This is a genomic window from Paenibacillus sp. A3M_27_13, from assembly GCF_024213315.1.
GTDB classification, from domain to species: domain Bacteria; phylum Bacillota; class Bacilli; order Paenibacillales; family Paenibacillaceae; genus Paenibacillus; species Paenibacillus polymyxa_B.
This window is the reverse complement of sequence record NZ_JANAVE010000008.1, coordinates 240,373-266,699: the sequence shown is the minus strand read 5'-3', so window position 1 is coordinate 266,699 and position 26,327 is coordinate 240,373. Positions and strand designations below refer to the sequence as shown.

Below are 26,327 nucleotides of genomic sequence, written 5' to 3'. Positions count from 1 at the left end.
TTACTCGAATTTAAAACGTTTTTCCAGCGCCCTGAAGAATAGCGTCAGCACCAAAGCTAATAACAAATAAATAACCGCCGCTACAACATAAGGTACAATCGAGAAATCACGGTTTACAGCCGTATTGGCAAAATGCAGCAGTTCCGGTACCGCTACTGCATACAGTAGTGCCGTATCTTTTACCAGTGTTGTCGCCTCATTCGTTACCGCAGGCAAAGCAATCCGTACCATTTGCGGCACAATGACTCTAATCAGCGTCTGCGACTTGCTCAAGCCCAGCACTTGCGAAGCCTCGTATTGCCCTTTATCAATCGACAACATCCCGCCTCTGAAAATTTCTGCAAAATAAGCTGCATAATTCAGTACAAATGCCAGTACCGCAGCCGTTGTCCGGTCCAATACCAGATACTCCCCAATGACAGGCAACATCGGCAGACCAAAACAAAAGAACAATAATTGCAGCAAAAGCGGCGTGCCGCGTATAACATAAATGTACGTATGCATCAGCCAGGCGATTGGCTTAATCCGGCTTTTGGCCAGTAAAGTAACGATAAAACCCAATGGAATAGACAAGATGAGCGTGATGAAAAATAAAATAACCGTCATCTGTGCCCCTTCAAGCATAGGCTTCATAATTCGTAAAATATATTCCATACTCATAACCTTCGACTCCTAAACCCTTAGTTCGATACACTACGTATTAATTTAATACTTTATCTTCACCAAACCACTTTTTCGAAATTTCAGCAGCTTTTCCGTTCTTGTGCAGCTCATCCAAAGCGGATTGCAGCTGCGTCAACAGCTCTTCATTCCCTTTTTTCACACCGATGCCGTATTCCTCAGGGGCCAGTGATTCATCAAGCAGCTTATACGTCCCTTGTTCCTTCGACATATAGTACTTGGCAACAACTTCATCAATGACCACCGCATCCAGACGTCCGGTTTTCAAGTCTGTCAAAGCGAGAACATTATCCGGGAACTCGGACACTTGCTTCAATTTACTTTTGATCGGATTTGCATCCAATGCATCGGCTGCTGAAGACAGCGTCTGGAGTCCGACCGTTTTGCCCGTCAGATCAGCCAGCTTGGAAAGACTGGAAGTAGTCGGAATGACAATCACCTGACTGTTTTTCAGATATGGCTTCGTGAACAGCACTTTTTCCTTACGCTCATCCGTAATGGTGTATCCATTCCAAATGAGATCAATACGTCCGCTGTTCAGCTCGGATTCTTTGGCAGACCAGTCAATCGGCTGAAATTCCACCTGTTTACCCATTTGTTCCCCGGCCGCTTTCGCATAATCAATATCAAAGCCGGTCAGCTCGTTATTTTCATCTCTAAAGCCCATCGGGGCGAATTTATCATCAATTCCAATAATCAATTTACTGTCATCCTTACCGCCGGAACATCCGGCCAACACGATCATCATCAATCCAATTAACATCGTAAACATGGCTGCTTTTCTCATCTTATTCCCCTCCAACAATGGTGACCCCCGTATCCAAGAACAGGTGGCAAACGCTTTAGTTCGTTAACACGTTATCAGAGTATCATCATAACACACCGCAGGATACTCGTCGAGAGGAATGAGCGGAATCTTAGCCTCATATAAATGGAAAACCTGTGACGAAAATTTGACCTGTGTTCTATAATGTAAAACCTTACCTTGACATGTCACCTAAACCGTCTTATTATTTCCTAGTATTCTTATATACTTTTATTTATTTTAAAATTTCAGCAGCAATAGTATGTAAATCAGCTTGATAGACAGGAGAAATAAAGCCCCATGTACATTTTAAAGCGTCTTTTTACGATGTTCATAACGTTGTGGATTATCGTCACTTTAACGTTTATCATCATGCACATCATTCCGGGTGATCCATTCTCGAACGATTCCAAAACGATTCCGGAAGCGGTATTGCAAAACATGCGTGCCAGGTACAATCTGGACAAGCCGCTCGCTGTGCAGTATGTGCTGTATCTAAAAAATCTGCTAGTGCTGGATATGGGCCCGTCTATTCAATCGAAAACGACGGACGTCAATATGCTTATCGCCCGAGGTTTTCCACCTTCTGCATTGCTGGGTATTCAATCCATCGTGGTCGCGATTATTGCCGGTATTTCGCTCGGAACGCTGGCTGCTCTACACCATAATCGACCACTGGATTATATCTCGATGTTTATCGCCATTGTTGGTATTTCCGTACCCAGCTTCATATTGGCACCGCTGTTAATCAAGTATGTTGCCGTCCAATGGCACCTGCTTCCGGTCGCCTCATGGGGAACCTGGCAGCATACGGTGCTTCCGTCGCTGGCTCTCGCTGTTTCACCGCTTGCCGTTATCGCCCGCTTTATGCGGACGAGTATGCTGGAAGTTATGCATGAGGAGTACATACGCACTGCCAAAGCAAAAGGGTTGTCCTCTTGGGCAGTAGTCATTCGTCACGGATTACGCAACGCGTTGATTCCGGTGCTGTCCTTTATCGGACCGTTATTCGCTTCCGTTATTACAGGTACCTTTGTCGTTGAAAAAATATTCGCCATTCCCGGCATCGGTAAATACTTCGTAGACAGTATCTTTAACCGGGATTATCCAGTGATTATGGGGACGACCATTTTCTATAGTGCCATTCTGGTCGTTACTTTATTTTTAATTGATATATCCTATCGCCTTGTCGATCCGCGAATCAAATTAGACAGCAAAGGAGATTAACATGAAAGCAGCACCTACTGTCGAAAAGGACAGCCTGTTTAGTCTTGTAGACCGTAGCCAGATCCCCACCCCCACGTTGACCAGACCCAAAGAATCACCCTGGCGGGATCGGCTACGCAGACTTTTTAACAACAAGCTTGCTCTGTTGGGGCTTTCCCTACTTATCATTATTATTGTGCTGGCGATTGTTGGACCTTCCATGGTTCCTTATGCACCCAGTGATCAATCCCTTTTGAAGACGAATCTTTCTCCTTCGGGAGAGCACTGGTTTGGCACGGATGATCTGGGGAGGGACGTATGGGCACGGACATGGGCCGGGGCTAGAATTTCACTCATGATCGGCTTTGCCGCTGCCGCCATTGATTTGGTGCTTGGCATTCTCGTCGGCTGTGTTGCTGGCTATTGTGCTGGGCACGGTAAAACGGGCGACCGGATCGACAGCATTCTCATGCGTATTATTGAAATTTTGTATAGTATTCCTTATCTGCTGGTCATCATTCTGCTGCTCGTCATTATGAAGCCAGGCCTACTCACGATGATTATTGCATTATCTATTACTGGCTGGGTCGGTATGGCCCGTGTAGTGCGTGGGCAAATCTTACAGCTGAAGCAGCAGGAATATGTGTTAGCAGCCCGTAGCTTGGGGACATCTCATTCGCGTATTATCTTCAGACATTTGCTACCGAACGCAGCGGCAATCATTATTGTAAATTTGACGTTCACTATTCCGTCGGCTATTTTTGCCGAATCGTTCCTGAGCTTTCTCGGTCTGGGGATTCAGTCTCCTTCGGCCAGCTGGGGGACGATGGCTAACGATTCACTTGGCGTTATTTTAAGCGGTCAATGGTGGCGCCTATTTTTCCCCGGGCTGATGATATCGCTCACCATGCTGGCGTTCAATACACTTGGAGACGGGCTTCAAGATGCACTTGACCCGCGCTCACAACATTAACAACAGAGAGATCCAAATTGGACAAGGAGGGGTGTCACCATGATCCGCAGCTTCTCGCCTAACCGCAGGAAAAACGGCAGTTCCTTTATCGAAGTGCGCACACGCGGCATACCTGCGGGAAAGGAGGATGAATAAATCCCGGTACGGTGTACCTTATTTTTGGCATAACTAATCACAGTAATGGAGGAAAACCACGATGAAAAAAATGCATTGGATGACGATCATCTTACTTTTGGCCGTAACGGCTTTAGCTGGATGCTCGGGTACTTCGGACAAAACAGCAAGCAACGACCCGTCCGCTACGCCTCAAGCAGATATCCCGCAAGAAATTACTGCCAATCTGGCAGGTGGGGAGCCTTATACGCTAGACCCTGCTTTCGCATCAGATACAACGTCCTACTTTGTGATTGATAACTTGTATGAAGGGCTGTATACATACGATAAGGCCGGTAAAATCGTAGAAGGCGCTGCCAGCAAAGTAGATGTATCTCCTGACGGCAAAACCTACACCTTTACTATCCGTGATGGTGCAAAATGGTCGAATGGTGACCCACTGACAGCTAAGGATTTTGAATACTCTTGGAAACGGGTACTGAATCCGAAAACAGCTGCCTACGATCCTTCTGCCCTCTACTACATCAAAGGTGCCGAAGCGTACAACACAGGCAAAGGTAAAATTGAAGACGTGGGTGTTACAGCCAAAGATGATAAAACTCTTGTAGTTGAGCTGAAATCACCGCTGAGCTTTTTCCCAACGATCGCTGTGGGTCATGCCTATCTGCCGGTAAACCAATCGGTTGTTGAGAAAAATGACAAATGGGCAGCAGAAGCGGGCACAATTGTCGGCAACGGTGCGTATGTAGCCAAGGAATGGAAACATAACGAGCAAATTACGCTGGCTAAAAACGATCAATTCTGGAACAAAGATGCCATTACGATGGCAACGATTAATTTTAAAATGGTTCAAGACTCCACAACTTATTATCAAATGTATAAAACGGGCGATCTGGATCTGATTTTGAGCCTTCCCGTGGATACACTGGATCAGGAAAAGAGCAACAAGGAATTCCTGTCGCATCCATCTTTCAGTGTGTACACCTATTCTTTTAACGTAAAACAAAAGCCGTTTGACAATAAAAAAATCAGACAGGCCATCGCCTACGCGATTGACCGCGAAGCACTGGCTACCAGCGTAACCAAAGGTGGCGAAACTCCGGCTTACGGTTATGTTCCATACGGAACAACAACGCCATCCGGCAAGGACTTCCGTGATGAAGCACCGAAAAAATACTATGAGTTTGACGCTGCGAAAGCGAAACAATTGCTGGCCGAAGGTCTGAAAGAAGAAGGTTTGACCAAGCTACCACCGATCACCTTCAAATACAACACTTCGGACAAGCATAAAAAAGTAGCTGAAGCGATTCAGGAAATGCTGAAAACAAACCTGGGTGTTGAAGTGACGCTGGAGAATCAGGAGTGGAAAACGTACATTGATACCTTTAAACAAAAGAACTTCCAGATCGCCCGTATGGGCTGGGAAGGAAACTTCCTGGATCCACTCGGCGTATTGGGGCATTATACTTCCAAAAATTCGAACAACTTTACCAACTGGAGCAACCCGGAGTATGACAAACTGATCGAATCCTCAACCTTTGAGCTTGATCCGGCAAAACGCTTTGAACAGCTCCATCAGGCAGAAGACGTATTGATGGAAGATCTGCCGATTATTCCGATCCAGTTCTCTGCGGACACGGCATTAATCAGTCCTAAGATTCAAGGTATCGTATTTGATGCTCGTTCGAACCCAGACCTGCGCTTTGCGAAACGGGTCGAAAAATAATGATTTTACGTTTCGGGATCTCTGCCCTGATTGTCGGTACTTTAGGAATTCTGTACGCCACACCCCATCTCTTGTATGGTCGTGAAAACATGGCTACTGCAAATCTGCTATTCCTGTTGGGGTTGCTGGGCTTGGTGATCGGTGCAATCTTCCACGTTCTGCAAAGCGGTTTTCTAACCCTCTTCCTGCGGGGATTTGCCGACATCAGACAGTTGTTCATTCGTCAATCCAAGGCATTACGAGAGGAAAATGAGCGTTTGCGTTCCGATGAATCTCTGTCAGCCTGGAAAACATCCATGTTCCGCCATCTCAAGGTATACACTTCGGGGTGCGGGACAGGGCTTATACTTTGCTCGATGATATTAATGGGGATGAGTTAGGTTAAAACGATTAGAAGCCTTTGGTTGGTTGGTGGGCGCTGCGCGTGCAGATTGTTCTTCCGATCGCGAACGCTACGCTTCTTCAGAACAATTCTGCCCGCTCCGCTGGCAACCGCCGTAGAGCTTCATACGTTTTAGAGGTGTGAATGGTAAGAGAGAGTTTCGCAAAGCGTCTGCTAGCGGAACTCTCTCTTTTTGCATTTTTTATATTAAACTTTGAAAAGGGCTCATATTACAAGACTTAGTAGCCTTAATAAATATGCTTTTCCTTGGCTTCTTGCAGCCATAACGGGAACTCGTTAAGCAATAGTTCGTACAATTCATTGTCTTCCATAGATTCGATATCTTGAATTTGAAAGAAGTTAGCGTTATCTACCACACGGCCTTCTATGTTGTCCAGCTTCTTTAATACGCCAAAATCGGACTCACCCACACCGATAAATTGCCAGAAAATCGGCTCTCCTGACGAATCAATGACTGCGTTATCGATATTATCTCCTTTTCCACGCTTCACACCGCCATCATTAATAAAAATAACAAAGGCCGGATCAGAAGAGGGTTCTTCCTTGGTGTATTTGGCGATGACATCGCGCATCACAGGCGGCTCATCATTGCGACCGAACTTGGGCAAATAATCATTGGACAGAATATGTCTTTCAACATAGTTGTCAACGTCATTTTCGGTAACGGACGGCAAACGTGAAAAACGGTGATCATACACCCATACGTCCAGTACACCATCATCATCCAAAGAACTCGCTACTGCAACAATTCGTTCCAACACCTTTTGAACGGTACCATTTTTGTACAAACTTCTCATAGATCCTGAAATATCGAGCACCAATCCAACTCTCGCAGTCACATTTGTTAGATTCTTTTTAGTCAGTACCAGTTGCGCATTCTTTTTAAGTAAAGAAATACCGCTCATGTTCCCCACGCTCCTCTATGATGTTTGCGTTTGTACGCCTACTCTACCATCTGCGTCGTTCGTCGCCTCTCAGGGGAAAGTCGCTCAATTCTCCGAGTTGGTCATGTGCAGCCTTATAAATGCGAAGAATAGCTTGTACCTTGTTAAAATCATTGTCTTCCGGACCGAATCCTTCCATATACATTTTTTGAATGATGTTTTGGAAGAAATCCATACGCTCGCGGACAGAATCCTGCTCGATTTGCAGTACCTCTTCAAAGCTGTGTGTCTCAGCAAAATCAGACAGCTCATCAAACTCCTGTTCCTGATATCGCTCTCCCCGAGTTTCGGGATTGAGATCAATAGAGGTACGCAGGGTTGACAATAAAATATTTTCGCGCGCCAGCATGACATGAAAATCTTTGTTCTTAAACAGATCCGTAACGATCAGACGGCACATTTCCTTGTTCTGCAGCAGAATCCCGTCAAAAGGATGCAGCGTCCACACACCGTAGTTAAAAAATAAATTAAAATTGAAGTTGCTGCTTCCATACTGATATACAATGTTGATTTTCGATTCGTCGATGATTTCAAATGAAAATTCCAGCATGCATTCTCCTTTGGGATTCCAATATTTAACTCTATCCTATCAGAAAATGCATGATTTTCAATAAAAAATTTTATTTCACAGAATCATTTAACTCCACAATTGAATCTGCTTTTTCGCTACTGACAGCCACGAGTAAATAGACAATCACACACCCTAAAATAAAGGACATCATACGCTCGCTCTCTCCTTTTGTCATTCGCTTTTTAAGAGTTTATGCACGAGAATGCTATGTATGTTCATCATGTCCTTTATTAGCTGCTGCCAAACCAAAAAAGACGCCTTTCGGAGTCATCCGGCGTCTTTTAATAGATTGGGTCTATTATTCTACATTGTCATCAGTTCAAAAACGAGCTTAAACCCTCAGAAGAATTGCTATCCTTCAGTGTTTTGGATGGTTCTTTCCCTTCGATCCCCAAGCGTTGGCTAAGGTTGGCATTGATTGCTGTCATTTTACTTGTGTAATCATGGCAGCTTTCAATAATTTGGCGATTCGATTTTTCAGACAGATCCAAAGCAGATACCAAATCACCAATCGCCTGATTCACAGCCTCCAGTGACATAGAAGGCTTGCTAAGCAGATCTGTCGTTCTCTCGGTCGTCGTTTTGAGAAGCTTCGCATTTTCCTTGAATTGATCTTCAATGGTACGGTTGGTCGCATCGACGGCTGAAATGATTTTATCCTGATCCGCCAGCGCCATCGCGATCATAGCCGATACAGTGATCAGATTCGATGTTTTATCAATCGCATTATTTACAGAATCAATCAGTTTATCATTGTTATCATTAATAATATCCGTTGCTGCAATCGCCTGATTGTATAACAAAATCATTTCTGTCATCGACTGTGTACGAGTAACCACCTTGCGCAATCCCCGCTCCAGATGTGGCTTACGGTTTTCGTTTTCCGGCTTGGCAATCTCGGTCTCAAACAGTTCTTTCAAGCGATTACCAAAGGCAATCTTCGTCTGTAAATTGTAGATTTCTTCAATGGAAGCCTTCTTCAACTGTCTCATGCTGACGATGTTTTCTTCCAGATTATCCTTACCATCTCTCAAGGCAGTAATGATTTTCTCGATGTTCGTCTTCACCGACTGATACTTGTAAATGTAGTTCTTTAACGGGCTTTTACGCAGGAGCTTGCCAAAAAAGCTCATATTTTTGCTCTGCTGGAGCGTTTCGCATTCATCACGCAGCTTTAAGATCATATTGGATACCTCAGCCCGATCACCGGACATGAGGTCGTTTACCGGACGATCCAGCATTTTAAGGGTCTGCCCCGCACGTTCCTGCGTTTTAACCCCCAACTTACCGATATCATCCATTAAGGTATCCAGGCTCATGACATCGCTTTGTGATACCTTCTGAATCAGCTGTGAAGCCTCCTCAGTCACCTTTTGTTCATCTTCTTTTTTCAATTCAGCCCATGGGGTCGCCATACGCTACCTCCTATTCTGAAAACAACTGTTACCCAAGTCTAATCGTTGTTATTCAGAGCAGCTATACTGCTACTTTTTTATTTTCTCAAAAAATCGCCTACAATTCGGAACTGCTATATCGCTGGTGAATAAGCTCCGCTTTGCTCTGTAATTCCAACAGATCCTTATGCTCCACCGTAGATACAATTACAGATATTTTGCTGTCCACATCCCGTAATCCGTTTAATAATGTCCTCCGGTTGGTCCGCTTCGCATCGCCGCTGAGCCGAAGAAATGGATTAATGAGTCCGTTCAAATCCTTCAAAATCAATCTCCGAACCGTATGATTCACTTCGCTGTTGTTCAGTTCATGCAAAAGTGGAATGACCCGCTGCAAACGTGCAAATAGAGCCAGCGCCTTCTCGACGATCTCGTTATCAAGCGCATCCTTCTGTCCCTCGGAGATCACCATATCCTCCAGTACCTCCAAATACTCCATCACCTGAGCAAATTCACTGCTCACCTGAACTGGTTGACGTACTTGTCCTGTCATAGACTCCGGTCGAACGGCAGCTTCCTTTTCATGCTGATGTGTCTCAGCGACCTGCTCCTGCACCACCGGAATCACGGAACCGGTCAGATTGGGGCGAGGATGGCGAATAGCCATGATGGCGCTGTATCCTCCCAAACCAATGATCGGAATCGCCAAACACACAAACAGTGGCAACCAAAAACTTAGTAAAAGCGCAATCAGGTAGCTAACCACAGCAATCGTGGCACCCCACATTTTTGACGTCATAGCTTGTACCTCCTGACGTAAACCCTTACCATATTGTAGAAAACAATATTTGTGTGTGTCAATGTACGGATTTACGTATGGTGATTGGCTGCTCGATATGACTGGCTAAAATGTCGTATTGCGGATGAAGTGAACCGATCTCATGACCCAAAGCCGATTTCACCGCTAGATAAGGAAAATTGATACCAGACAAACATGATACATGAAGTCCTCCGGACATCCGCGGATTGATCTCTAGCAGCTTGGCATGCTCGCCGTTATATTTTACCTGAATGTTATAATTGTACGGAATGTGATACGCCTCAGCGACCTTCTGTGCCACCTCCAACAGCTGGGGATGCTGCTCCAGCAGCCGTAATCGTCCTCCTGCCTTCCTACGCGGAACCGCCGCTAGCAGCTTTCCGTTCCGGTCAGCCAGGCAGTCAATACTGTATTCGTATCCCTCCAGCAGCTCCATCACCATCAGATTGGGAAATGATTCTGTGGATGACAATACGCGGTGTGCTTCCTCGAACGAAATATGATTCAGCGCATGGCCGAACAGTTCCTCCAGCGGATTACGTTCATTGTCGATGATACGAAAGCCCATTCCGCCTTCTGCATTACATGGCTTGAAGCATACCTTATGTCCAAGTGCTATTAACGACTCATATGCCTGTTTAAATTGCTCGGCATTGCTGGCAATGGCATAATCGGGAATCGTGACAATGTCCTTTTGACGAATGGATTCATAAAACAAATCCTTTTCCATCAGTTGCTCCAGCAGTTCGGTATCTTGGCATACCATCACTTTTGTCCCAATATCATCGAACAAATAAAGATGCTTGCTAATATCGAGCATATTCCACCGTGGGATAAAGACATCAATTCCGTGCCGCTTGCAAAAATCAGCGCAAAATTGTGCGTACTCCACACCACTGGTGCGAGGCTCTACTTCAGCCACATCACTGGCCTGTAGCGCCATGTGCTGCGGATCTGAGTGTGTCGCATAGATCTCGAACGGAATACCGTCCTCATTGTTACGAATAGCATTCATATAATGATACGCCACTGAAAACCAGCGGTTAAAATACACCTTAACCTTCTTCACAGAGCCACGTCCCCTATCTATTCTGAAAATGAAGTTTGAGCTGCGAATACACTCCGGTGTATTGCATGAACATACGCCATGATTTCGTCCGCTGCATACACCCCCGACACTTCTGTAAAACGGTAATTGACCTCCAGCTTATCCCGCAGCTGTTCCCGATACAATTCACCATGACGGGGAGCAATCGCATAATCGGCATAGTCCAGCAGACATCGGTCCAGCAAAGAGTCACCGGACGCAACTACAGCCCCTCCATTCGTGAGATTACGGATATGCTCCACGGCTGCCTGTTTATTCACCGCCGCAGGCACCAGATATATCTTACGACCTTGAATGGATACCTCCCAGCCCATTTCACGCATGATTCGCGCCTTCTCCAGCACCTGTTCCAGCGGCATACGATCCCGTTCAATCATGAAAGCATAGAATAACTCGTCGCAAAAGCGTTCGTTTACGACCCAGTCTTCATCCAGCACCTGTCCGAACACCTGACGAGCTTCTTCCGCATGAGCACCATCACGGCGTACTTGTTCATGAATACGCCGATTCCACTCTCGATCCACCTCGCCTCCGACGATGATGTTTCCACCATTACTCGTCACGGCATATGCGGGAACCAACTCCGTCTGAAACACAGTGATTCGTCTATACTGTTCTATCGTCCGAGTCGTCACGGGCATAAACATCACATCTTCAGGCAGTGTCTTTAGCAATTGCAGGGCTTGTTCAGAAATAAAAGCCGACGTCGCCCCGTCTATCTGTTCCGCAGGCAACAGACCAGGGGATTCCAGCGGTACGCCAAGCGAACGTTTGGAGTAAATCAGTGTCTGATCCAGATCACTTGCGTAGATCATTCTTGTCCCCCCTTGAGCGGCTTGATAATTCCGCAGCAGGAATAAGTCAATCCTTCAAATACCTCTACAGGCACTCCACGATCCTTTGCCAGCAGCATAATATGCTGAAGATTCGGATTATCTTCGCGGTCAATCAGAATTTTCCACGGCACTCTGCGCAGCAGTACACGAGTCGTCTCCCCCACTCCGGGCTTGACCAAATTGATATCCCGAATACCAAATGCCTGCTGAATCGCCTCAATATCCCGTAAGCCCTGCCATGTCACCGCAGGCGGATTCAATGTCATTTGTTCAGCGTATGCAACGGCCGTTTCAGCCACGTCTTGAAAGTACCCGGATACCGTATCCACAAACGTATTGGACTGATCCACTGACCGCCAGGATTCATAAAATTTGGCTCCATGGAAATCGTCAGGGCCTATGAGATCGTCGCGTAATACCGTCCGACTCATCAAACCTGATACAGTCGAATTCAGACAAGCACTTGGAATCAAATAATCTTCTCGTGTACCAAAGGTTTCCGAACATCTGCCCGGATCGGCCAGCACCGCCAGATCATCATTTAGGCGCAACCCGTAATCCGCGTTCATCTCACGACAGGCCTCAATCAATACCTGGCGAATCGCCCCTTTCCCCGTCCAGCCATCGACAAACTGAAGTTCAATCTCCAGTCCATGCTGCTGTAAAATGTATAAAATCGCATTCCGGTCAATGCCTTTGCCACGAATAATAGAAATGCTGTAATGCGGCAAGGATACGCCATACTTCCAGTCAATATAACGCTTGATCAGGATACCAATGGGCGTCCCTGCTCTGGCAAGAGAAACAATCGCCGTGTTCAGGCCTCTTTTTCTCACAATCATCTCAGCCACAGAAGCTGCCGCTAATGCAACCTTTTTGGCAGATTGGGCAAGCGTTTCGTGAAACAGTGCAATATACTCTGCTGTGGGCTCGTATTCCACTGGCAGCATTTCTGAATAATGGACTCCCGACTGAATCGCCTCTTCACGATCCTCCGTCCCTTTTTCCAACGTAACCCGGCTCAAATCCTTCAATAAAAAAGTGACATCCGAGGCAGGATAACTGCCCAGCGGTTCGGGCGGATGAATGTTCTTCTGCTGTATTTGCTCCATGAGTGCTTGCTTCATATCCGCGCTCCTTTACTCTCCTGACTAGTTAAACCGTTAAAATAAACGACATGCACTTTATCGCAGCCCAGACGGGTCAAAGCCTCCAGCATGGGGTTCATCCGCTCTGGGTCCGACTCCCTTTCCATCAAAACGAATATTTCGTCATACTGACCGGGGTCTACATTATAAATAAAATTGCGTATCGTACTGTCCTCAGGTGATGGATATGTCACACCACAAGCGACTCCATACCCTTCTTCGCGGTGGGGATACACCGGGCTGCGTGTCGTCGATTGAAAATACACATTCAGACCTAACTCTGCTGCAATCCGCATTGGAATGTACATGAATTCGCCTGTGCCCATAACCAGCGTGCGTTGCCCAGAACGAAGTTGGTTCAGTCGTTCAGCTGTACGCGTGATTTCTGCATCCAACGCTGAATTGTCAGCGGATTGTAGACCAAAACGGCCTGTATATTTTAGATAAGGAGCTGTATTGGCGTATCCGTCCGTTGACATGGAACTGTGTACTACCCGCTCAAAACCGGAAGTATCCTTTTCAAAACGGTGGTCAATTATCCCAGAAGCGTCTTTATTAACCTCTGCCATGCTAGTGGCTGCATGTTCTGGGTGCCCAACCTGTGCAGCATATTCTGCGTGATCCAGTATGGGTACTCCCTGTACCTCAATCTTTCCTTTGAGCAAGCTTAAAGGCGTAATCGTAATGCCTAGCTCTGCCTCCAGATCAGTGAAAGCCTGCTCATCGCTGTCTGTCCGCCAATCCAATAATGAAGCAATCACATACTGCTTACGCGGAAAATGCTCCTGAATATCCCGTATGATATTAAGCGTTGTTTTTCCCGTCGTAATTTCATCATCTACCAGCACAATCGGGCCATCTCCCGCAAAAGCATCTTCATCCAGTGCATAGCAACGATGGTCAACAGCGTGCGAATGCTCTTCTTCAAACCGAATAATAGGCCGAAGGCCCGGAATATCCTCGCGCGTCGTATGAATATACGAGGCTCCGTCGTCAAACAACCGATACATGCTGTGTCCCAGTGCTGTAGCCGTCTCGGCAAAACCAACAAACTTGATCGGCTCCGTAAAAGCAAAAGCTAAACGTTCATCCATCAGCTTTCGGTAGGCCTCTTTCGCATAGTCCGGGTCAAGAAGTCCTCTCACGGCCTCTCCAATCAGTTCATCCATTTGTTGTCCTGCCTGCGGGACAAGCTCCTTATATAGTAGAATCGCCAGCGCCGCACCACTGAGCAGAGAAGTGTATGGGTTTACCGGAATATGCTTACCCAGCACCTTGCTGACAAACAAAAACGAACGCTTTTTATTGACCCGTGCCGCCATCGCAAACAGCTTGTCCACAGGAAGGCGGAATGGATTATGCGTCTCCGTAATTTTAACGCTGAACTGCTCCAGGATTGGCAGCAGATGTGTTTTCGTGGTTGGGTAAGAGACTGACAAAATGTTGTTGTTCATGTAACACCCCGTATACTTTTGATCTATTGATAATACGATGAGCCCAATTCAAATGCGGCTTAATTTCATTCATTTTGTTGGCATAGGTACTTTTGAATACACCCAGACTACCGTCGTTACGCTCAACGATTTCAAGTGCATCCATATACTCTTCATGTGTCACCGCATACATGGCCTGTACCGGTTTAATATGGGAGGGATGAATAATTGTTTTGCCGATAATCCCATTCTCTTTGTCCATCATGACTTCTCGAATCAGTCCGTCTACGGCATCTGAGATGAAGTCCATCCGCAAGTGTCTTCCCGGCTTTCCAAGTGCATCTTCGAAAGGAGACACTCTTAATTGAGGTTTAAAGACACGTTCTCGGTGAGAGAAATATTCCCATACAGGACCGGAAATGACATAATTTGAGCCCACGCGTCCAAACAAGTTAATAATATCTGCGATGCAATCCCGAATGACGGCAATTTCATAAATCGTAATATCCGGGCTGCGTCTCAAGCCATACAGACTGGAGAAATCGGTTGCCCCAATTCGTACATTGAGCACATATTCCTGGTACTCGTCTAAAATCTCTTTAATCGACAACAGCTCTTTCCAGCGGGTTTCCCGATAAATAATTTTAGAGCTTTCAAGGATCGGTAATCCGTACAGCACAGGCATGTTGCTTTCGTTTCCTGCCCCTGTATGCATATTCCGGTTATATTCGGAAATGAGTGCAAAATACGCCCGTCCATTATCAGAAGAGAACTTGGGTAAGACAAAGCCCGTGAGCAGCGACAAAGATTCTCCCAAACCGTTCAGCAGTCGTTCCAACTGCTCCACAGAGCGCACACGCACAAATAACAAAGGTAATTGCTGTTCACTCATCATCCCCGTCCGTACATAGGATAATAGTTGAAGCAGCTGCTGTGCCAGTGATTGTTCCGCCTGTCCGACTTGGTGATCCCCTATAGCATCCTCCAAATCCAAAATGACCGTTGTTAGTCCTTCATGTTTTCCATTTTTGATCTCTTCCGCTACCTCCGAGCGGGTAGCAGGCATATACAAAGCTGCTCCTATTGCATAAGCCAATATACTTTTGGGAGAACGGTTATGAAACTCCAACGGTGGAGTATAAAAGATCGCTTCTACTTCCTCAGAGGTTAAATCATTAAAATATTTCAGGGCCCTTCCCCTCCTCTTGCTCTTTCTTGCCTGACTGAAGCCCTGTGCTTCGGGTATAAAAGAAATCCCCCCTTAGTTTCAGGAGGGATTTCGCTATACTTTGTACATTAAGCCTCTTTGTCGGCCTTTTTCTTTCTTTTCGCCGAGCTGATAACCATTGTGCCTACAAAGACAGCAATCAAAATGCCGAAGAATAAAACCTGCGACATATGAAAGCCAAAAGCAGCAGCCAGCATTTTACCCCCGATAATGGCGATCATAATAAAGGCTGTCTGTTCCAGTTCCGGAAATTTATCAATGAGCTTGAGGAACACTTGAGCAACACCACGCATCATCAGAACGCCGAGAATACCACCCAGGAACAGAACCCATACTTTCTCGCTCACACCGAAAGCGGCAATGACGCTGTCAATACTGAAGGCAATATCCATCAGTTCGACCATTAATACGGTTTTCCAAAAAGAAGTAGGTTTGTTTTTCACTTCTCCATCACCTTCGGACTTGAATAAGCCCTTGTAAGCAATATAGAGCAGATAAGCCGCACCCAGTACCTTAATCAGTGTGAATTTAATCAGGAATGTACCCAAGCCGATAGCCAGGAACCTGAATATATACGCACCCAAAATCCCGTAAAATAAGGCTCTCTTCTGTTGTTCCTTGGGTAAGTGTTTAACCATAACTGCGAGAACCAAGGCGTTATCCGCCGATAAAAGTCCTTCCAGCAAAATGAGAGTTCCTATAATCCCCCAACTCACTGGATCAGTAAGCGTACCTACAACATCACTCCATGAAAAGAAATGGCCGTAGTTTTCGCTGATATTTTTAAACAAATCATTCAACATGAAAAGAGTGCCTCCGATAATTCAATTTATTTGCTACCCTGCGACCAGCGCATGCCCCAGTTATAGGCCCGATCCAACTCACGATGACCGCCATAGAACTGCACGAGTCTTTCAATGCTGAACGTTTCATCGTTTACATTTTGGATCATGGCAATCGCACACATCCCTTTGCGATTGTCATGTTCATTCATGTGAACGATAATGTCCGGCCCATCCTTCTGGTACAGCGTGACTACCCCGTCTGCTTGTGACCAGTTCGTGACTCCTTCATAGATGAAGGTGAACACCAAAATTCGCTTAATTTCAGAAATTTTAGCACCATTAATGCGAAGATTTTCCCCTGTTTTCACAGAGCCTGTACGGTCGTCGCCATCAAGAGCAATGTACGGGAAGCGATTTAGAGAACCGAAAACTTCCCCGAGCGCCTGCACAACGCCTTTATCTCCGTTCTTCATCTCATACAAGCAGCCCAGATCCAGATCGACACCCTTGGAACCACGATTGAAAAAGCCTTTGCTTTGCTGCACCTGATTCCAGTTTAGATTGATCAGGATTTCACCCAATCCGCCTGAGCCTTTTTTCAGGTTGATGGTGTCGCCCTTCTTCTTCAGCTCAATTTTCCGCAGATTCAGATTCACCGGTGTTGCAGATGGCTCTGGCTTCGGAGCAGGTGGTACTGGTGGCGGTGTTGGTGCTGGTCGAGGCGCTGGAGACGGAGGTGTAGGCACTGGCGTGGAAGGAGCCGGATTGTTTTCCACTTCAATCCCAAAATTAACGCACAACGCATCCAATCCACCGGAAAAACCTGCGCCAATCGCGCTGAATTTCCATTCCCCGTTATGACGATACAGTTCACCAATGACAATCGCCGTTTCCACTGTAAATCCACTGTCCAAATTAAACCGCAAAACCTCTCCGCTAACCGGATGAGCAAAACGAATGAACCCACCTTGAACCTGTCCAAAATTTTGCCGTTTCTGATCCGCATCATAAATCGTCAGCGTAAACGCAATCTTCTCGATGTTTGCAGGAATTCGCGTCAGATCAAGGGCAAACTGCTTTTTGTCACCGGACTGTTGTCCGTCTGAATAGGTGATAAAGGGCGTGGTCGGATTGTTATAAAAAATTAAGTCCTCATCGCCCGATACTTTTCCTCCAGGACCCAGCAAAAATGCTGAAGTATCCAGCTCCAGAGACGCTGGGGACTCCCAGCCAATCCCTACGTTGACATGGGTCAGGCCGGGATTTGTTTTCGTCAAATCCGCCTTCTGTCCCTTTACTACGATAACAGCCATGATTGTGTCACCTTTCTGTCGGTTTGTCATGTGTCAGCGTACGCTAATGTAATAGATTAAAAAGAAAGGGTAGCGCCCTATGGACACCACCCCAAGTGGATATTATTGAGCGTCCAAGCCATAGTTTTTAGCAAGCGCACCCAATCCACCAGCAAAGCCACTACCGATAGCCTGGAATTTCCAGTCCGCATTCTGACGATAAAATTCACAGAATACGACGGCCGTTTCGGTGGAGAAATCTTCTCCCAAATCGTAGCGCAGCACTTCACGATCCGTTGCCGCATCTACCACACGTACAAAAGCATTGGACACTTGACCAAAGTTTTGCGCGCGTGCCTCGTAATCATAAATGGTAACCGTGATCCCGATACGGTGGATGTTCGCAGGAATCTTCGAGAAATCAACGATGATTTGCTCGTCATCCCCATCGCCCTCACCTGTGCGGTTATCGCCCGTATGAGTAACCGATCCTGCCCCGCCTGTCGGGTTGTTGTAAAATACAAAATCATCCGCAGCTTTGGCTTTACCATCCTCATAAAGTAGGAAAGCCGAAGCATCCAGGTCAAAGTCCGCGCCACCACTATATTTATTCGTATCCCATCCTAGACCTACGACGACACGAGTCAAGCCGGGATTCGTTTTGGTCAGATCAATACGCTGTCCTTTGGAAAGGCTAATGGTCATTCCGCATACCTGCTTTCTTTGTATAGATTTTTACGCCAAACCGTAATCGCGCGTCAATCCTGCAAGACCATCTTGGTAGCCGCTGCCAATGGCATTGAACTTCCACTCACCGCTATGACGATACAGTTCGCCTACAACAACGCCTGTTTCGATCGAGAAATCTTCTCCCAGATCAAAGCGGACCAATTCTTCATTGTTTGCTTCGTTTACAATACGAGCGTAAGCACGGGACACTTGTCCAAAGTTTTGGCTGCGTTCTTGTGCTTCATAGATTGTAATCGTAAAAGCGATCTTTTCAACGTTAGCTGGCACGCTACCCAGATCAATTTTAATTTGCTCGTCATCTCCGTCGCCATCACCTGTTCGGTTATCCCCTGTATGAACGACAGAGCCGTTCTCATTTTGTGGGTTATTAAAAAATACAAAGTTCTTATCGGATTCTACTTTACCTTCCGCATTAGCCAAAAATACGGATACGTCCAGATCAAAATCTTTTCCGCCATCGTATTTGTTTGTGTCCCAACCGAGACCAACTGTGATTTTAGACAAACCTGGATTTGTTTTCGTCAAATCGATTTTTTGACCTTTGGATAAGTTAATTGCCATGAGTAAGAACCCCTTTTCACATTAAGTTTTGTATGAGCAACCTAAAATTACATATAACGCTGAGCCAGCACATCAATATGTACGGCATGGGTTCCTTCACCGATTGCAGCAAACTTCCATTCGTTGTTATGACGATAGAGTTCTCCACAGACCAGTGCGGTCAGCCCTTCATAATTATCAGATAAATTAAACGTCACCAGTTCCTTGGAATTAGCACCATCCAGAATACGGATATACGCTTTCTCGATCATGCCGAAGTCCTGTTTCCGGTTTACGCAATCATATATATTCACAACAACAAGCACTTTGTCGACATTGGCAGGAATACGTGCCAGGTCAATCGCAATTTGTTCATCATCACCGTCGCCTTGTCCGGTCAAATTATCACCGGAATGCACGACAGAGCCACATGGACTTTTTTTATTGTGGAAACACACTACGTTATCTGACTGAGTCAGTTTTCCGTTGGCGTCCAGCAAAATGGCAGAAGCGTCACAATCAATATTGGGTTGCTTCTTGAAGCCAAAAAATCCTTTGGACTGTACAGGGTCCCATCCCAATCCTGCTATAACCTTGGTTAGTCCTGTGTTTCCCTTGGTCAAATCAATTTTCTGGCCCTTGACCAGATTAATTACAGCCACTGATTAACACACCTCCCTTCCGTAAAATTTACAGACTAAATTCAGACGGATTCAAACCAAGCGCGCCGCAAATCTCAGCCACAATTCGCTGCTCATTGGTATCAAAGTCACCATCAGCTGCGCCAATAGCGCTACATACGCCAACGACGAGTCGGCCTACTTCAGGCTTGCCATTCAATTTACCAATCGCCTTCAGTGCTTCCTGTTTACCGATTTGAGGTGAAAATTCAAAGTTCGCTACATAGTGATTGAAACGGTTGATGACCTCACCCATATCAAACACTTTCAATTCTTCACTGATATTTATGTATCCGGCCATTTTTGTTTTCTCTTCCGGACTAATCGTACCGTCAGCAAATGCTACTAACGCACAGCCTGCAACAACAGCTTCCATAAAATCTTTATTCTTAAACTTCTTAACTTGGTCTCCAAGTCCTTTTTTAGTTGTATTCAACCAATTTTTAAATGTACTCATGTTTCCCTCCACAATTACGTATTTGGGTAAAGGTATCCTAGTTAATTTCTTCCTTTACTATAACCTGAATTACGATCTTTTTCTACAATAATATACAAAAATACGGTAAATACGATCTATTTATTATTGGTATCCTCTCTATCTTTAGCCCTATTTTCTACATAAAAGGCCCTCTTCTATCATCCATCATTTGGTACCCCAATTGCAAGTCTGTAGAATGGTAGAATCATATGAGTATGTAGCAAAATACAATTCTGTTCTACATTACGGATTGACTAGCCCGGTTGCTGCACACACCTGCTAGTTATCAACTGCCTACAAAAATAGCGTCGACCAAGTACAGGACGACGCTATTTAAATCTATTCAGGTCTATGATATATAGCTACTCTTCTAATCCCTAAACCGAAAAGTCCTGTTTGACTCAGGACATCCTTTTTATGTTCTTTGAACAAGAACACATGTAGTCTATATATCTTGTTTTTACTAAGAGTCTGTGAGCAACTCAGTTTTAGCTTTTTCAATTGCTTCATCACGACTCTGTACTTGCATTTTTGAGTATATAGTTGAAATGTAGTTTCGAACGGTTCCTTCAGACAAATGAACCTTACCTGCAATTGCTTTATAACGGTGCCCTTCAGTTAAACACTGTAGAATTTCCAACTCACGCTCTGTTAGTCCATAAGGGTTCTTCATCGTTCCCGTCATTTGCTGAAACAGTGTACTTGCTACTTCTTGCGTTATCATCGTTCCTCCATGGTGCACAAGCCGTATCGTATTAGCCAACTCTCTTGGGTCAATTGATTTTAGTACATAACCCTCGGCACCCAAAGCAAGTGATTTCATAGCGTATGAAATGTCATCGAAGGTTGTAATCATAACTACACGTATATTAGGCCAGCTTTCTTTAATTAACTTCGTCGCAGTAATACCGTCCATCTCAGGCATATGTACATCCATTAGGATAACATCAGGCGTATCGCTGGCACACCGATCGATAGCAACGTTCCCGTCTTCCGCCGTTTGAATTCGAAAATCAGGTTCGTTTTTGAGTAGTAGGCCTAAACTGTCCCGAATTAGTAATTGATCATCCACCAATAATACCTTGATTTCTGGATTACTAACCTCTGTATCCTGAAGCAATGGTATAGAACAGGTCACGATCGTTCCTTCACCTTCTCTTGAATGAAGGTATAGCTTGCCTTGAAGAGACGAAAGCCGCTCTTTCATTCCCGAAAGCCCAAACCCGAACTTAATTTCGTCACTCCCTTCCCCATTATCCTGTACCTGCAAAATGATCTGATTACGGTCATAGTGAAGAAGCACCTGAATAGAATTTGCATGCCCATGTCGGCTCGCATTAGTCAACAGTTCTTGCAAACAGCGGTACAAGGTCAGTTTTGACTGCTTTGTGACAGGAAGCGGCTCCCCCATTGTTCTGAACACAACACGAATTGCAGTATTTTTTTTGAATTCATTAATTATATTGAGCAAGGATAGATCCAAAGAGGGATCTTCCTCCATAGGGTCCATCTGGTGAACTTGCTTTCGGATATCTTCAAGTCCTGTTCGACCAAGTTGAAGAACAGATTGCAATCTTTTAATTCCCTCTTCAGAAGAAATATATGGGCGTAATGTTTCCATCCCCAAGATAATGGAAGTGAACGTATGACCCACTGAGTCATGGAGCTCGCGAGACATGCGATATCTTTCTTCCAATAGTGTCATTTGTTCGACCTGAGTCGAATACTGCTCAAGTGTTTGATACTGCTTTTTTATTAATTCGAGTTTTTGTTTGATCCGATCTATAGAACGAAATGCCATTTGTAATCCGAAACCAATGCCGTATACAAAAGAAGCATCCACTAGGTTTTGGAATACGTCCTCTATTGTCCAATGAAATGCCCCTCTTCCTCCAAGACAAAACATCAGCAATACGAGAGGAAAAGTTACCGCATGTGAACGTCCACGGCTATAAAATGAAATCGTAAAAACAGCAGGCAAAAATAGCCGCACAAGCTCATATTGATGAGCAAATAGCAAAGAGACTCCACCAACTAGAAATACTTCAGCCAACAAATACCAGTGATAATGAATTCGAGCAATGAACAAAGGTAATGAATAGCAAACTAGAACAGAGATAAATACAACAGTGAAAGGGAAAGATGGGCGGTCTTGATACGATAGCAAAACAAAGCAAATCAACCACAAGGTTCGGAATACAGCAACAATCCATTCTTGCCAAGACCAGCGCATATTGCATCCAAGCATGTAAAGTACCCCATTCTTCTATAATTAAGGTAATTTTTTCAATCTTTTCACATCATAACAAGGTCATGACATTTTGTCACTAGGGAGTATGACTGCGCTTCTGATACTTTATAAACAAGTCAAACTGTTAGCGGGGAGGGAATCGTTGTTGTCACTATTACAGATTCGTAATTTAAGTAAAAAGATCGGGAAGAGAATCATTGTTGAAGGATTGACCTTTGATGTGAAGGCAGGAGAAATTATGGGACTTGTTGGTCCGAATGGAGCGGGCAAGACGACGACTATTCGGATGATCGTGGGTTTAAGTTCAAAATCAGGAGGCCAAGTATTTATCCATGGTAAAGATATTGATCGCTCCTTTGAACAAGCAATGAGACATGTAGGGGTGATAGTCGAAAATCCAGATCTGTACAAATATTTATCCGGCTATGACAATCTGATTCATTTTTCAAGAATGTCTCCGGGGGTCTCTTCGGAACGAATTCAGGAAGTGATTTCATTAGTTGGACTTGAGGACAGCATTGATAAGAAAGTGGGAACTTATTCTCTAGGAATGAAGCAGCGGCTTGGATTAGCCGTTGTACTGGCCCACAAACCCTCCTTACTTGTGCTTGACGAGCCTACCAATGGTCTAGACCCAGCAGGAATAAGAGAGCTTCGGGAGCATTTAATCAATCTGTCTCAAAAAGAAGGCGTTGGTGTTCTTATTTCTAGCCATCTCATGGCTGAAATGGAACTGATGTGTGATCAAGTAGCCATTTTAAATAAGGGAAAACTGATTGGTATCCATAATGTAGCTGAAATGATGGATAATCGGCTTGCTCCTGTTCGATTTGAGGTAGACAGACCCGAATTGGCTCTTCCGGTACTCCAGTCTCTGCTGGCAGGTAAAGAAATTATCGCAGATCAACAAACTCTACAAGTTGCCATTACAAAGGATCAAATTCCGGATATAACAAAAAAACTCATGAATACGGGGGTGAACATATACAGCGTTCAGATCACAAAACAAACACTAGAAGAGAAATTCATTGAAATCACAGGGGGAATTGAAAAGTGATTCAGTTAATCCGCAATGAAAATATGAAGATTTATAAGCGTAAACGTACTTGGATTATCATCATACTGCTTATTTTGTATGTATTAATCCAAATGGCCAATTTAAAAAGCTCTGGTACTACTGAATATAATGAGGGCTGGAAAACACTCTTACAGCATGAAAATTCTAAGCTAACGCGAGATGCAGCCAAGTCAGACGCTCTACCCATTGAAAAAAAAATGGCAGCAGAAAAAATTTTAGTGAATCAGTATTACTTGGACCATAATATCCCTCCTCAATCCAATGCTTGGAGTTTTGCCGTTAGTCAATCCAGAAATTTAATTGTAGGAATCTCTCTTTTAGCTCTTATCGTGGCAGGAGATATTGTAGCCTCTGAGTTTTCGGCTGGTACGATCAAATTTCTACTGACACGTTCAGCTACACGTTCAAAAATTTATTTTGCCAAATACATTGCAACTCTCCTATTTGGAATGTTTTTGGTTCTCCTTACTTTTCTAGCTGCCATATTCTTCGGTGGATTAATGTTTGGCTTTAAGGGGATCGGTGATCCCTACTTTTTCGTCAAGGATCAAACCATTCAGCAGGCAGATATGATTCAAGCATTGTTAGGAGGGTTTTTATTTAATATACCCTTTATGGTTATCGTGTTGACATTTGCATTTATGATTTCTGCAGCATTCCGTAGTGTTACATTTTCTATTGTGTTCTCCATGCTGACAGCTATAGCAGGATTCGTTTTGAGTATCACAATGAATGGATGGCCTTGGACGAAATATTTTGTTTTTTCCAGCACAGATCTCAATCCTTATTTTTTTGGAACGACGCCAGTGGAAGGGATGACCCTGGGTTTCTCACTTTTCATCCTTCTACTCCATCTTGCCGCTATGCATCTCGTTTCCTATCCTATTTTTACAAAACGGGATGTAATCTAAATCTATACACTTACTATTTTGAAACGGAGTGATTGAAATGAAATGGCTTACTACTTTAGTGATGATCTCAATGTTACTGTTAACTGCTGCCTGCTCATCCAAACCAGCAACATCTTTAAACAAGGAACTTGAATTATCATCTGCCGGTATTTCCAGCTTAGTTTTAGATAATAGCAACGGGCAGATTGAAGTTGTCGGAAAAAAGAATACAGATAAAATACAAGCTAGTGTCGTTGCTAATGGCAGCAACATAGATAAGCTAAAATTAAGCCTGGAGGGAAAAGATGGGGTAGCCTCACTTAATGCCTTTTTCGAAGGCCAATTCATGTCAACAGGTCCCCAAACGGTTGATGTCAAGCTAACCATTCCGGAACAGATCAAATTAGAAATTAAACATCCGCATAGAGATGGAGATATTCAAGTAACGAATTTAGTCTCGGATGTAAGCATTGAAAATGTTAATGGTAATATCACCCTTAAAGAAATCGGTGGAGCTATTGATTTAACAAACAGAGATGGAGGGATTACAATTCAAAATAGCTCATCCGATGTCAATATTGAAAATGTAAACGGACATATTAAAGCAGATAAAATAGGTGGTACTGCATATATTGAGTTGGGTGACGGCTCTCTGGATATTGATCAAGTTTCAAAAGATGTTGTTATTATTCAGAGCGGAAATGGAAAAGTAAGTATCGGTGATGTAAAAGGGAAAGTGACTCAAAGCAAAAAATAACTGAAAGACCAGAAAGGCCAACCTTAAGTTGGCCTTTCAATTTATATCCAGGTCCTTCAATTACATAAGCAGTAGTTCAGGATTATTTTGTTTCAAAGGGAGTGGCATTGTTTATAATGCTGATACTTGTTCTTTTTCACCTACATTACTTAGAACTGGTTCCGCATTTTGACTGAAAAAGTTACGTAGTGATTTGTTCTTATGAGCCATGACACCCATCACCAGAGCAACTACTCCCGAAGCAAGTGGAAGATATATCCAATCAATTCTATCCAATAATATTCCGTACAATCCTATACCGAGTGGAGTTGCGAGCATAGTCAGCGAACTGATTACACCGAACACCCCGGCCCTGATATGCTCTGGAGTATACAGCTGTACATAAGATATCATGGGAACATTGCTCATCGAATTAAAAAAGCCCGTTACTGCCAAAATCATAATGAAGATGACCGTTATCTGTATCAAGCTTCCTGATGTTGAGGGAAACAGTAATGGGAAACACCACGTTAGGAACAAGATGGCTTGAAGCTGAAACAAGATAAATATCTTTGTAATAACAAATTGATGGACTTTCCGACGTGAAACCAAAATGGCTCCCGCAATGACTCCCACAAACCAGGCTCCTTGAATAACAGATAGTTGCTGAGCTGAAAGTTGAAGTTCCTGATAAGTCACATATGGCAGTACAACTTGAATTAACGGAGCGAGCATAAAATTGATACCGACAAAGATGACAAGTAAATACATTATGGCCTTTTGCTTATTTATATACGCAAACACATCTTTTACACTCTCTAAATAACTCGAGGATACTGTTTGTTCATCAGATTTCCTAAATTGTAACCACAGTTGCATTAATCCAGCTGAAATAAATGTTATTCCGTTAATCATCACAATCGTTTCCAAGCCCCAAGCTCGATAAGTAATTGCACCCAGTATCGGGCCAAGTACATTTATGATTGCTCCTATGCTTTGATAAGAAGAGTTTACGCTATGAACGTTTTCTCTCTCCACTAAGTTAGGAATAGAAGCGTTCAGCGTTAGGAAAGTAAATGATTGAATTAAACTTAATATAACGGAAAACACGGCAAGTAACATAACATTGGTTGAGTCCAACAAAAAAATAGGTAAAAAGCTTAGTAACGCTATTCCGCTTAATATCTCAGTTATGACAAGTACTTTTTTCTTATCGCTCCGATCTATAACTACACCTGCAAAAATATTGACAAATACTCCGGGCAGAATTGACAAGCCTAACACCATTGAAAATACAGTGGCCGAACCGGTAATATCCAAAATATATAGACTTAAAGCAAACTTAAAAATCGAACTTCCTAGCTCAGATATAAGCCTTGTCAGAGAAAAAATAAATAGATTCCGGCGAGCATAAAACGAGAATTCCTTTGGATGATTCATGAGATCCCCCTATTCAG

At 44.2% G+C, this 26,327-nt stretch carries 26 protein-coding genes; 7 read left to right on the top strand and 19 right to left on the bottom strand.

Translation table 11 applies throughout. The features are described from left to right. A complete protein-coding gene (locus tag NLX82_RS22695) occupies nucleotides 1–660 on the bottom strand; it encodes an amino acid ABC transporter permease (RefSeq protein ID WP_023987212.1) in 660 nt (219 codons plus the stop codon). A 40-nt stretch (nucleotides 661–700) separates the two neighbouring features. Then, entirely contained in the window at nucleotides 701–1,468 is a 768-nt protein-coding gene (locus NLX82_RS22690; protein WP_053324731.1) for an amino acid ABC transporter substrate-binding protein, read from the bottom strand. A 318-nt stretch (nucleotides 1,469–1,786) separates the two neighbouring features. On the opposite strand from NLX82_RS22690, the gene NLX82_RS22685 reads away from it, so the two are divergent. The 4 genes from NLX82_RS22685 to NLX82_RS22670 all read left to right on the top strand — a co-directional run bounded on the left by NLX82_RS22685 (nucleotide 1,787) and on the right by NLX82_RS22670 (nucleotide 5,885). After that, a complete protein-coding gene (locus NLX82_RS22685) occupies nucleotides 1,787–2,713 on the top strand; it encodes an ABC transporter permease (protein WP_023987210.1) in 927 nt (308 codons plus the stop codon). A 1-nt stretch (nucleotide 2,714) separates the two neighbouring features. After that, nucleotides 2,715–3,665, top strand: a complete 951-nt coding sequence (locus NLX82_RS22680) for an ABC transporter permease (protein WP_053324730.1) — start codon at nucleotides 2,715–2,717, stop codon at nucleotides 3,663–3,665. A gap of 196 nt (nucleotides 3,666–3,861) precedes the next feature. Then, nucleotides 3,862–5,505, top strand: a complete 1,644-nt coding sequence (locus tag NLX82_RS22675; RefSeq protein WP_071559136.1) for a peptide ABC transporter substrate-binding protein — start codon at nucleotides 3,862–3,864, stop codon at nucleotides 5,503–5,505. Next, nucleotides 5,505–5,885 carry a DUF3899 domain-containing protein gene (locus NLX82_RS22670; RefSeq protein WP_071559137.1) on the top strand — a complete coding sequence of 127 codons (381 nt, stop codon included), beginning with the start codon at nucleotides 5,505–5,507 and terminating at the stop codon, nucleotides 5,883–5,885. Before NLX82_RS22675 ends, NLX82_RS22670 begins: the two co-directional genes overlap by 1 nt. A 250-nt stretch (nucleotides 5,886–6,135) precedes the next feature. On the opposite strand, the gene NLX82_RS22665 is transcribed toward NLX82_RS22670, so the two are convergent. From NLX82_RS22665 to NLX82_RS22590, 16 genes are all read right to left on the bottom strand, one after another. After that, on the bottom strand, nucleotides 6,136–6,813 hold the full coding sequence (locus tag NLX82_RS22665) for a vWA domain-containing protein (protein ID WP_071559138.1): 678 nt from the start codon (nucleotides 6,811–6,813) through the stop codon (nucleotides 6,136–6,138). A gap of 43 nt (nucleotides 6,814–6,856) precedes the next feature. After that, the gene (locus NLX82_RS22660) at nucleotides 6,857–7,402 is read right to left on the bottom strand and encodes a hypothetical protein (RefSeq protein WP_023987205.1); all 546 of its coding nucleotides are present in this window, start codon (nucleotides 7,400–7,402) and stop codon (nucleotides 6,857–6,859) included. A 335-nt stretch (nucleotides 7,403–7,737) separates the two neighbouring features. Continuing rightward, the gene (locus tag NLX82_RS22655) at nucleotides 7,738–8,838 is read right to left on the bottom strand and encodes a toxic anion resistance protein (protein WP_013308980.1); all 1,101 of its coding nucleotides are present in this window, start codon (nucleotides 8,836–8,838) and stop codon (nucleotides 7,738–7,740) included. Nucleotides 8,839–8,935: 97 nt separating this feature from the next. Continuing rightward, entirely contained in the window at nucleotides 8,936–9,616 is a 681-nt protein-coding gene (locus NLX82_RS22650) for a hypothetical protein (protein WP_071639727.1), read from the bottom strand. 58 nt (nucleotides 9,617–9,674) lie between these two features. Next, complete coding sequence (locus tag NLX82_RS22645) at nucleotides 9,675–10,706, bottom strand: ATP-grasp domain-containing protein (protein WP_069080959.1); 1,032 nt, start codon at nucleotides 10,704–10,706, stop codon at nucleotides 9,675–9,677. Nucleotides 10,707–10,723: 17 nt separating this feature from the next. Then, entirely contained in the window at nucleotides 10,724–11,560 is an 837-nt protein-coding gene (locus NLX82_RS22640; RefSeq protein ID WP_023987200.1) for an HAD family hydrolase, read from the bottom strand. Beyond that, nucleotides 11,557–12,708 carry a cysteine protease StiP family protein gene (locus NLX82_RS22635; protein WP_023987199.1) on the bottom strand — a complete coding sequence of 384 codons (1,152 nt, stop codon included), beginning with the start codon at nucleotides 12,706–12,708 and terminating at the stop codon, nucleotides 11,557–11,559. Before NLX82_RS22635 ends, NLX82_RS22640 begins: the two co-directional genes overlap by 4 nt. Then, nucleotides 12,705–14,051: a phosphoribosyltransferase family protein gene (locus NLX82_RS22630; RefSeq protein WP_028542073.1), complete on the bottom strand. Its 1,347-nt coding sequence runs from the start codon at nucleotides 14,049–14,051 to the stop codon at nucleotides 12,705–12,707. Before NLX82_RS22630 ends, NLX82_RS22635 begins: the two co-directional genes overlap by 4 nt. 52 nt (nucleotides 14,052–14,103) lie before the next feature. Continuing rightward, a complete protein-coding gene (locus NLX82_RS22625; protein ID WP_069080962.1) occupies nucleotides 14,104–15,291 on the bottom strand; it encodes an HpcH/HpaI aldolase/citrate lyase family protein in 1,188 nt (395 codons plus the stop codon). Between the two features lie 167 nt (nucleotides 15,292–15,458). Next, entirely contained in the window at nucleotides 15,459–16,193 is a 735-nt protein-coding gene (locus NLX82_RS22620) for a TerC family protein (protein ID WP_250243408.1), read from the bottom strand. A gap of 26 nt (nucleotides 16,194–16,219) precedes the next feature. Further along, nucleotides 16,220–17,488: a TerD family protein gene (locus NLX82_RS22615; protein WP_254349100.1), complete on the bottom strand. Its 1,269-nt coding sequence runs from the start codon at nucleotides 17,486–17,488 to the stop codon at nucleotides 16,220–16,222. A gap of 102 nt (nucleotides 17,489–17,590) precedes the next feature. Beyond that, on the bottom strand, nucleotides 17,591–18,172 hold the full coding sequence (locus NLX82_RS22610) for a TerD family protein (RefSeq protein WP_023987194.1): 582 nt from the start codon (nucleotides 18,170–18,172) through the stop codon (nucleotides 17,591–17,593). Nucleotides 18,173–18,202: 30 nt separating this feature from the next. Continuing rightward, on the bottom strand, nucleotides 18,203–18,778 hold the full coding sequence (locus NLX82_RS22605) for a TerD family protein (RefSeq protein WP_013308970.1): 576 nt from the start codon (nucleotides 18,776–18,778) through the stop codon (nucleotides 18,203–18,205). Nucleotides 18,779–18,825: 47 nt separating this feature from the next. Next, nucleotides 18,826–19,419 (bottom strand): TerD family protein, encoded by a 594-nt coding sequence (locus tag NLX82_RS22600; RefSeq protein ID WP_013308969.1) that lies wholly within the window; start codon nucleotides 19,417–19,419, stop codon nucleotides 18,826–18,828. A gap of 28 nt (nucleotides 19,420–19,447) precedes the next feature. Then, nucleotides 19,448–19,894, bottom strand: a complete 447-nt coding sequence (locus tag NLX82_RS22595) for a tellurite resistance TerB family protein (protein ID WP_023987192.1) — start codon at nucleotides 19,892–19,894, stop codon at nucleotides 19,448–19,450. A 484-nt stretch (nucleotides 19,895–20,378) separates the two neighbouring features. Continuing rightward, on the bottom strand, nucleotides 20,379–22,163 hold the full coding sequence (locus tag NLX82_RS22590; protein WP_068938762.1) for a helix-turn-helix transcriptional regulator: 1,785 nt from the start codon (nucleotides 22,161–22,163) through the stop codon (nucleotides 20,379–20,381). Between the two features lie 148 nt (nucleotides 22,164–22,311). Between NLX82_RS22590 and NLX82_RS22585 the strand changes: the two genes are divergently transcribed. The 3 genes from NLX82_RS22585 to NLX82_RS22575 are packed head-to-tail and all read left to right on the top strand — an operon-like array spanning nucleotide 22,312 to nucleotide 24,891. Beyond that, nucleotides 22,312–23,223, top strand: a complete 912-nt coding sequence (locus NLX82_RS22585) for an ABC transporter ATP-binding protein (protein ID WP_068938763.1) — start codon at nucleotides 22,312–22,314, stop codon at nucleotides 23,221–23,223. Then, entirely contained in the window at nucleotides 23,220–24,155 is a 936-nt protein-coding gene (locus NLX82_RS22580; RefSeq protein ID WP_068938764.1) for an ABC transporter permease, read from the top strand. Before NLX82_RS22585 ends, NLX82_RS22580 begins: the two co-directional genes overlap by 4 nt. Before the next feature lie 37 nt (nucleotides 24,156–24,192). After that, nucleotides 24,193–24,891, top strand: coding sequence for a DUF4097 family beta strand repeat-containing protein (locus tag NLX82_RS22575; RefSeq protein WP_068938765.1), 699 nt, complete (start codon nucleotides 24,193–24,195; stop codon nucleotides 24,889–24,891). Nucleotides 24,892–25,002: 111 nt separating this feature from the next. Here NLX82_RS22575 and NLX82_RS22570 read toward each other — a convergent pair whose 3' ends face one another. Next, the gene (locus NLX82_RS22570; RefSeq protein ID WP_068938766.1) at nucleotides 25,003–26,310 is read right to left on the bottom strand and encodes an MFS transporter; all 1,308 of its coding nucleotides are present in this window, start codon (nucleotides 26,308–26,310) and stop codon (nucleotides 25,003–25,005) included. Between the last annotated feature and the right edge of the window lie 17 nt (nucleotides 26,311–26,327).

Coding starts and splice junctions, on each gene's coding strand:
- NLX82_RS22695 (WP_023987212.1), bottom strand. CDS start 660: ATGAGTATGGAATATATTTTACGAATTATGAAGCCTATGCTTGAAGGG.
- NLX82_RS22690 (WP_053324731.1), bottom strand. CDS start 1,468: ATGAGAAAAGCAGCCATGTTTACGATGTTAATTGGATTGATGATGATC.
- NLX82_RS22685 (WP_023987210.1), top strand. CDS start 1,787: ATGTACATTTTAAAGCGTCTTTTTACGATGTTCATAACGTTGTGGATT.
- NLX82_RS22680 (WP_053324730.1), top strand. CDS start 2,715: ATGAAAGCAGCACCTACTGTCGAAAAGGACAGCCTGTTTAGTCTTGTA.
- NLX82_RS22675 (WP_071559136.1), top strand. CDS start 3,862: ATGAAAAAAATGCATTGGATGACGATCATCTTACTTTTGGCCGTAACG.
- NLX82_RS22670 (WP_071559137.1), top strand. CDS start 5,505: ATGATTTTACGTTTCGGGATCTCTGCCCTGATTGTCGGTACTTTAGGA.
- NLX82_RS22665 (WP_071559138.1), bottom strand. CDS start 6,813: ATGAGCGGTATTTCTTTACTTAAAAAGAATGCGCAACTGGTACTGACT.
- NLX82_RS22660 (WP_023987205.1), bottom strand. CDS start 7,402: ATGCTGGAATTTTCATTTGAAATCATCGACGAATCGAAAATCAACATT.
- NLX82_RS22655 (WP_013308980.1), bottom strand. CDS start 8,838: ATGGCGACCCCATGGGCTGAATTGAAAAAAGAAGATGAACAAAAGGTG.
- NLX82_RS22650 (WP_071639727.1), bottom strand. CDS start 9,616: ATGACGTCAAAAATGTGGGGTGCCACGATTGCTGTGGTTAGCTACCTG.
- NLX82_RS22640 (WP_023987200.1), bottom strand. CDS start 11,560: ATGATCTACGCAAGTGATCTGGATCAGACACTGATTTACTCCAAACGT.
- NLX82_RS22635 (WP_023987199.1), bottom strand. CDS start 12,708: ATGAAGCAAGCACTCATGGAGCAAATACAGCAGAAGAACATTCATCCG.
- NLX82_RS22630 (WP_028542073.1), bottom strand. CDS start 14,051: ATGGCGGCACGGGTCAATAAAAAGCGTTCGTTTTTGTTTGTCAGCAAG.
- NLX82_RS22620 (WP_250243408.1), bottom strand. CDS start 16,193: ATGTTGAATGATTTGTTTAAAAATATCAGCGAAAACTACGGCCATTTC.
- NLX82_RS22615 (WP_254349100.1), bottom strand. CDS start 17,488: ATGGCTGTTATCGTAGTAAAGGGACAGAAGGCGGATTTGACGAAAACA.
- NLX82_RS22610 (WP_023987194.1), bottom strand. CDS start 18,172: ATGACCATTAGCCTTTCCAAAGGACAGCGTATTGATCTGACCAAAACG.
- NLX82_RS22605 (WP_013308970.1), bottom strand. CDS start 18,778: ATGGCAATTAACTTATCCAAAGGTCAAAAAATCGATTTGACGAAAACA.
- NLX82_RS22595 (WP_023987192.1), bottom strand. CDS start 19,894: ATGAGTACATTTAAAAATTGGTTGAATACAACTAAAAAAGGACTTGGA.
- NLX82_RS22590 (WP_068938762.1), bottom strand. CDS start 22,163: ATGCTTGGATGCAATATGCGCTGGTCTTGGCAAGAATGGATTGTTGCT.
- NLX82_RS22575 (WP_068938765.1), top strand. CDS start 24,193: ATGAAATGGCTTACTACTTTAGTGATGATCTCAATGTTACTGTTAACT.
- NLX82_RS22570 (WP_068938766.1), bottom strand. CDS start 26,310: ATGAATCATCCAAAGGAATTCTCGTTTTATGCTCGCCGGAATCTATTT.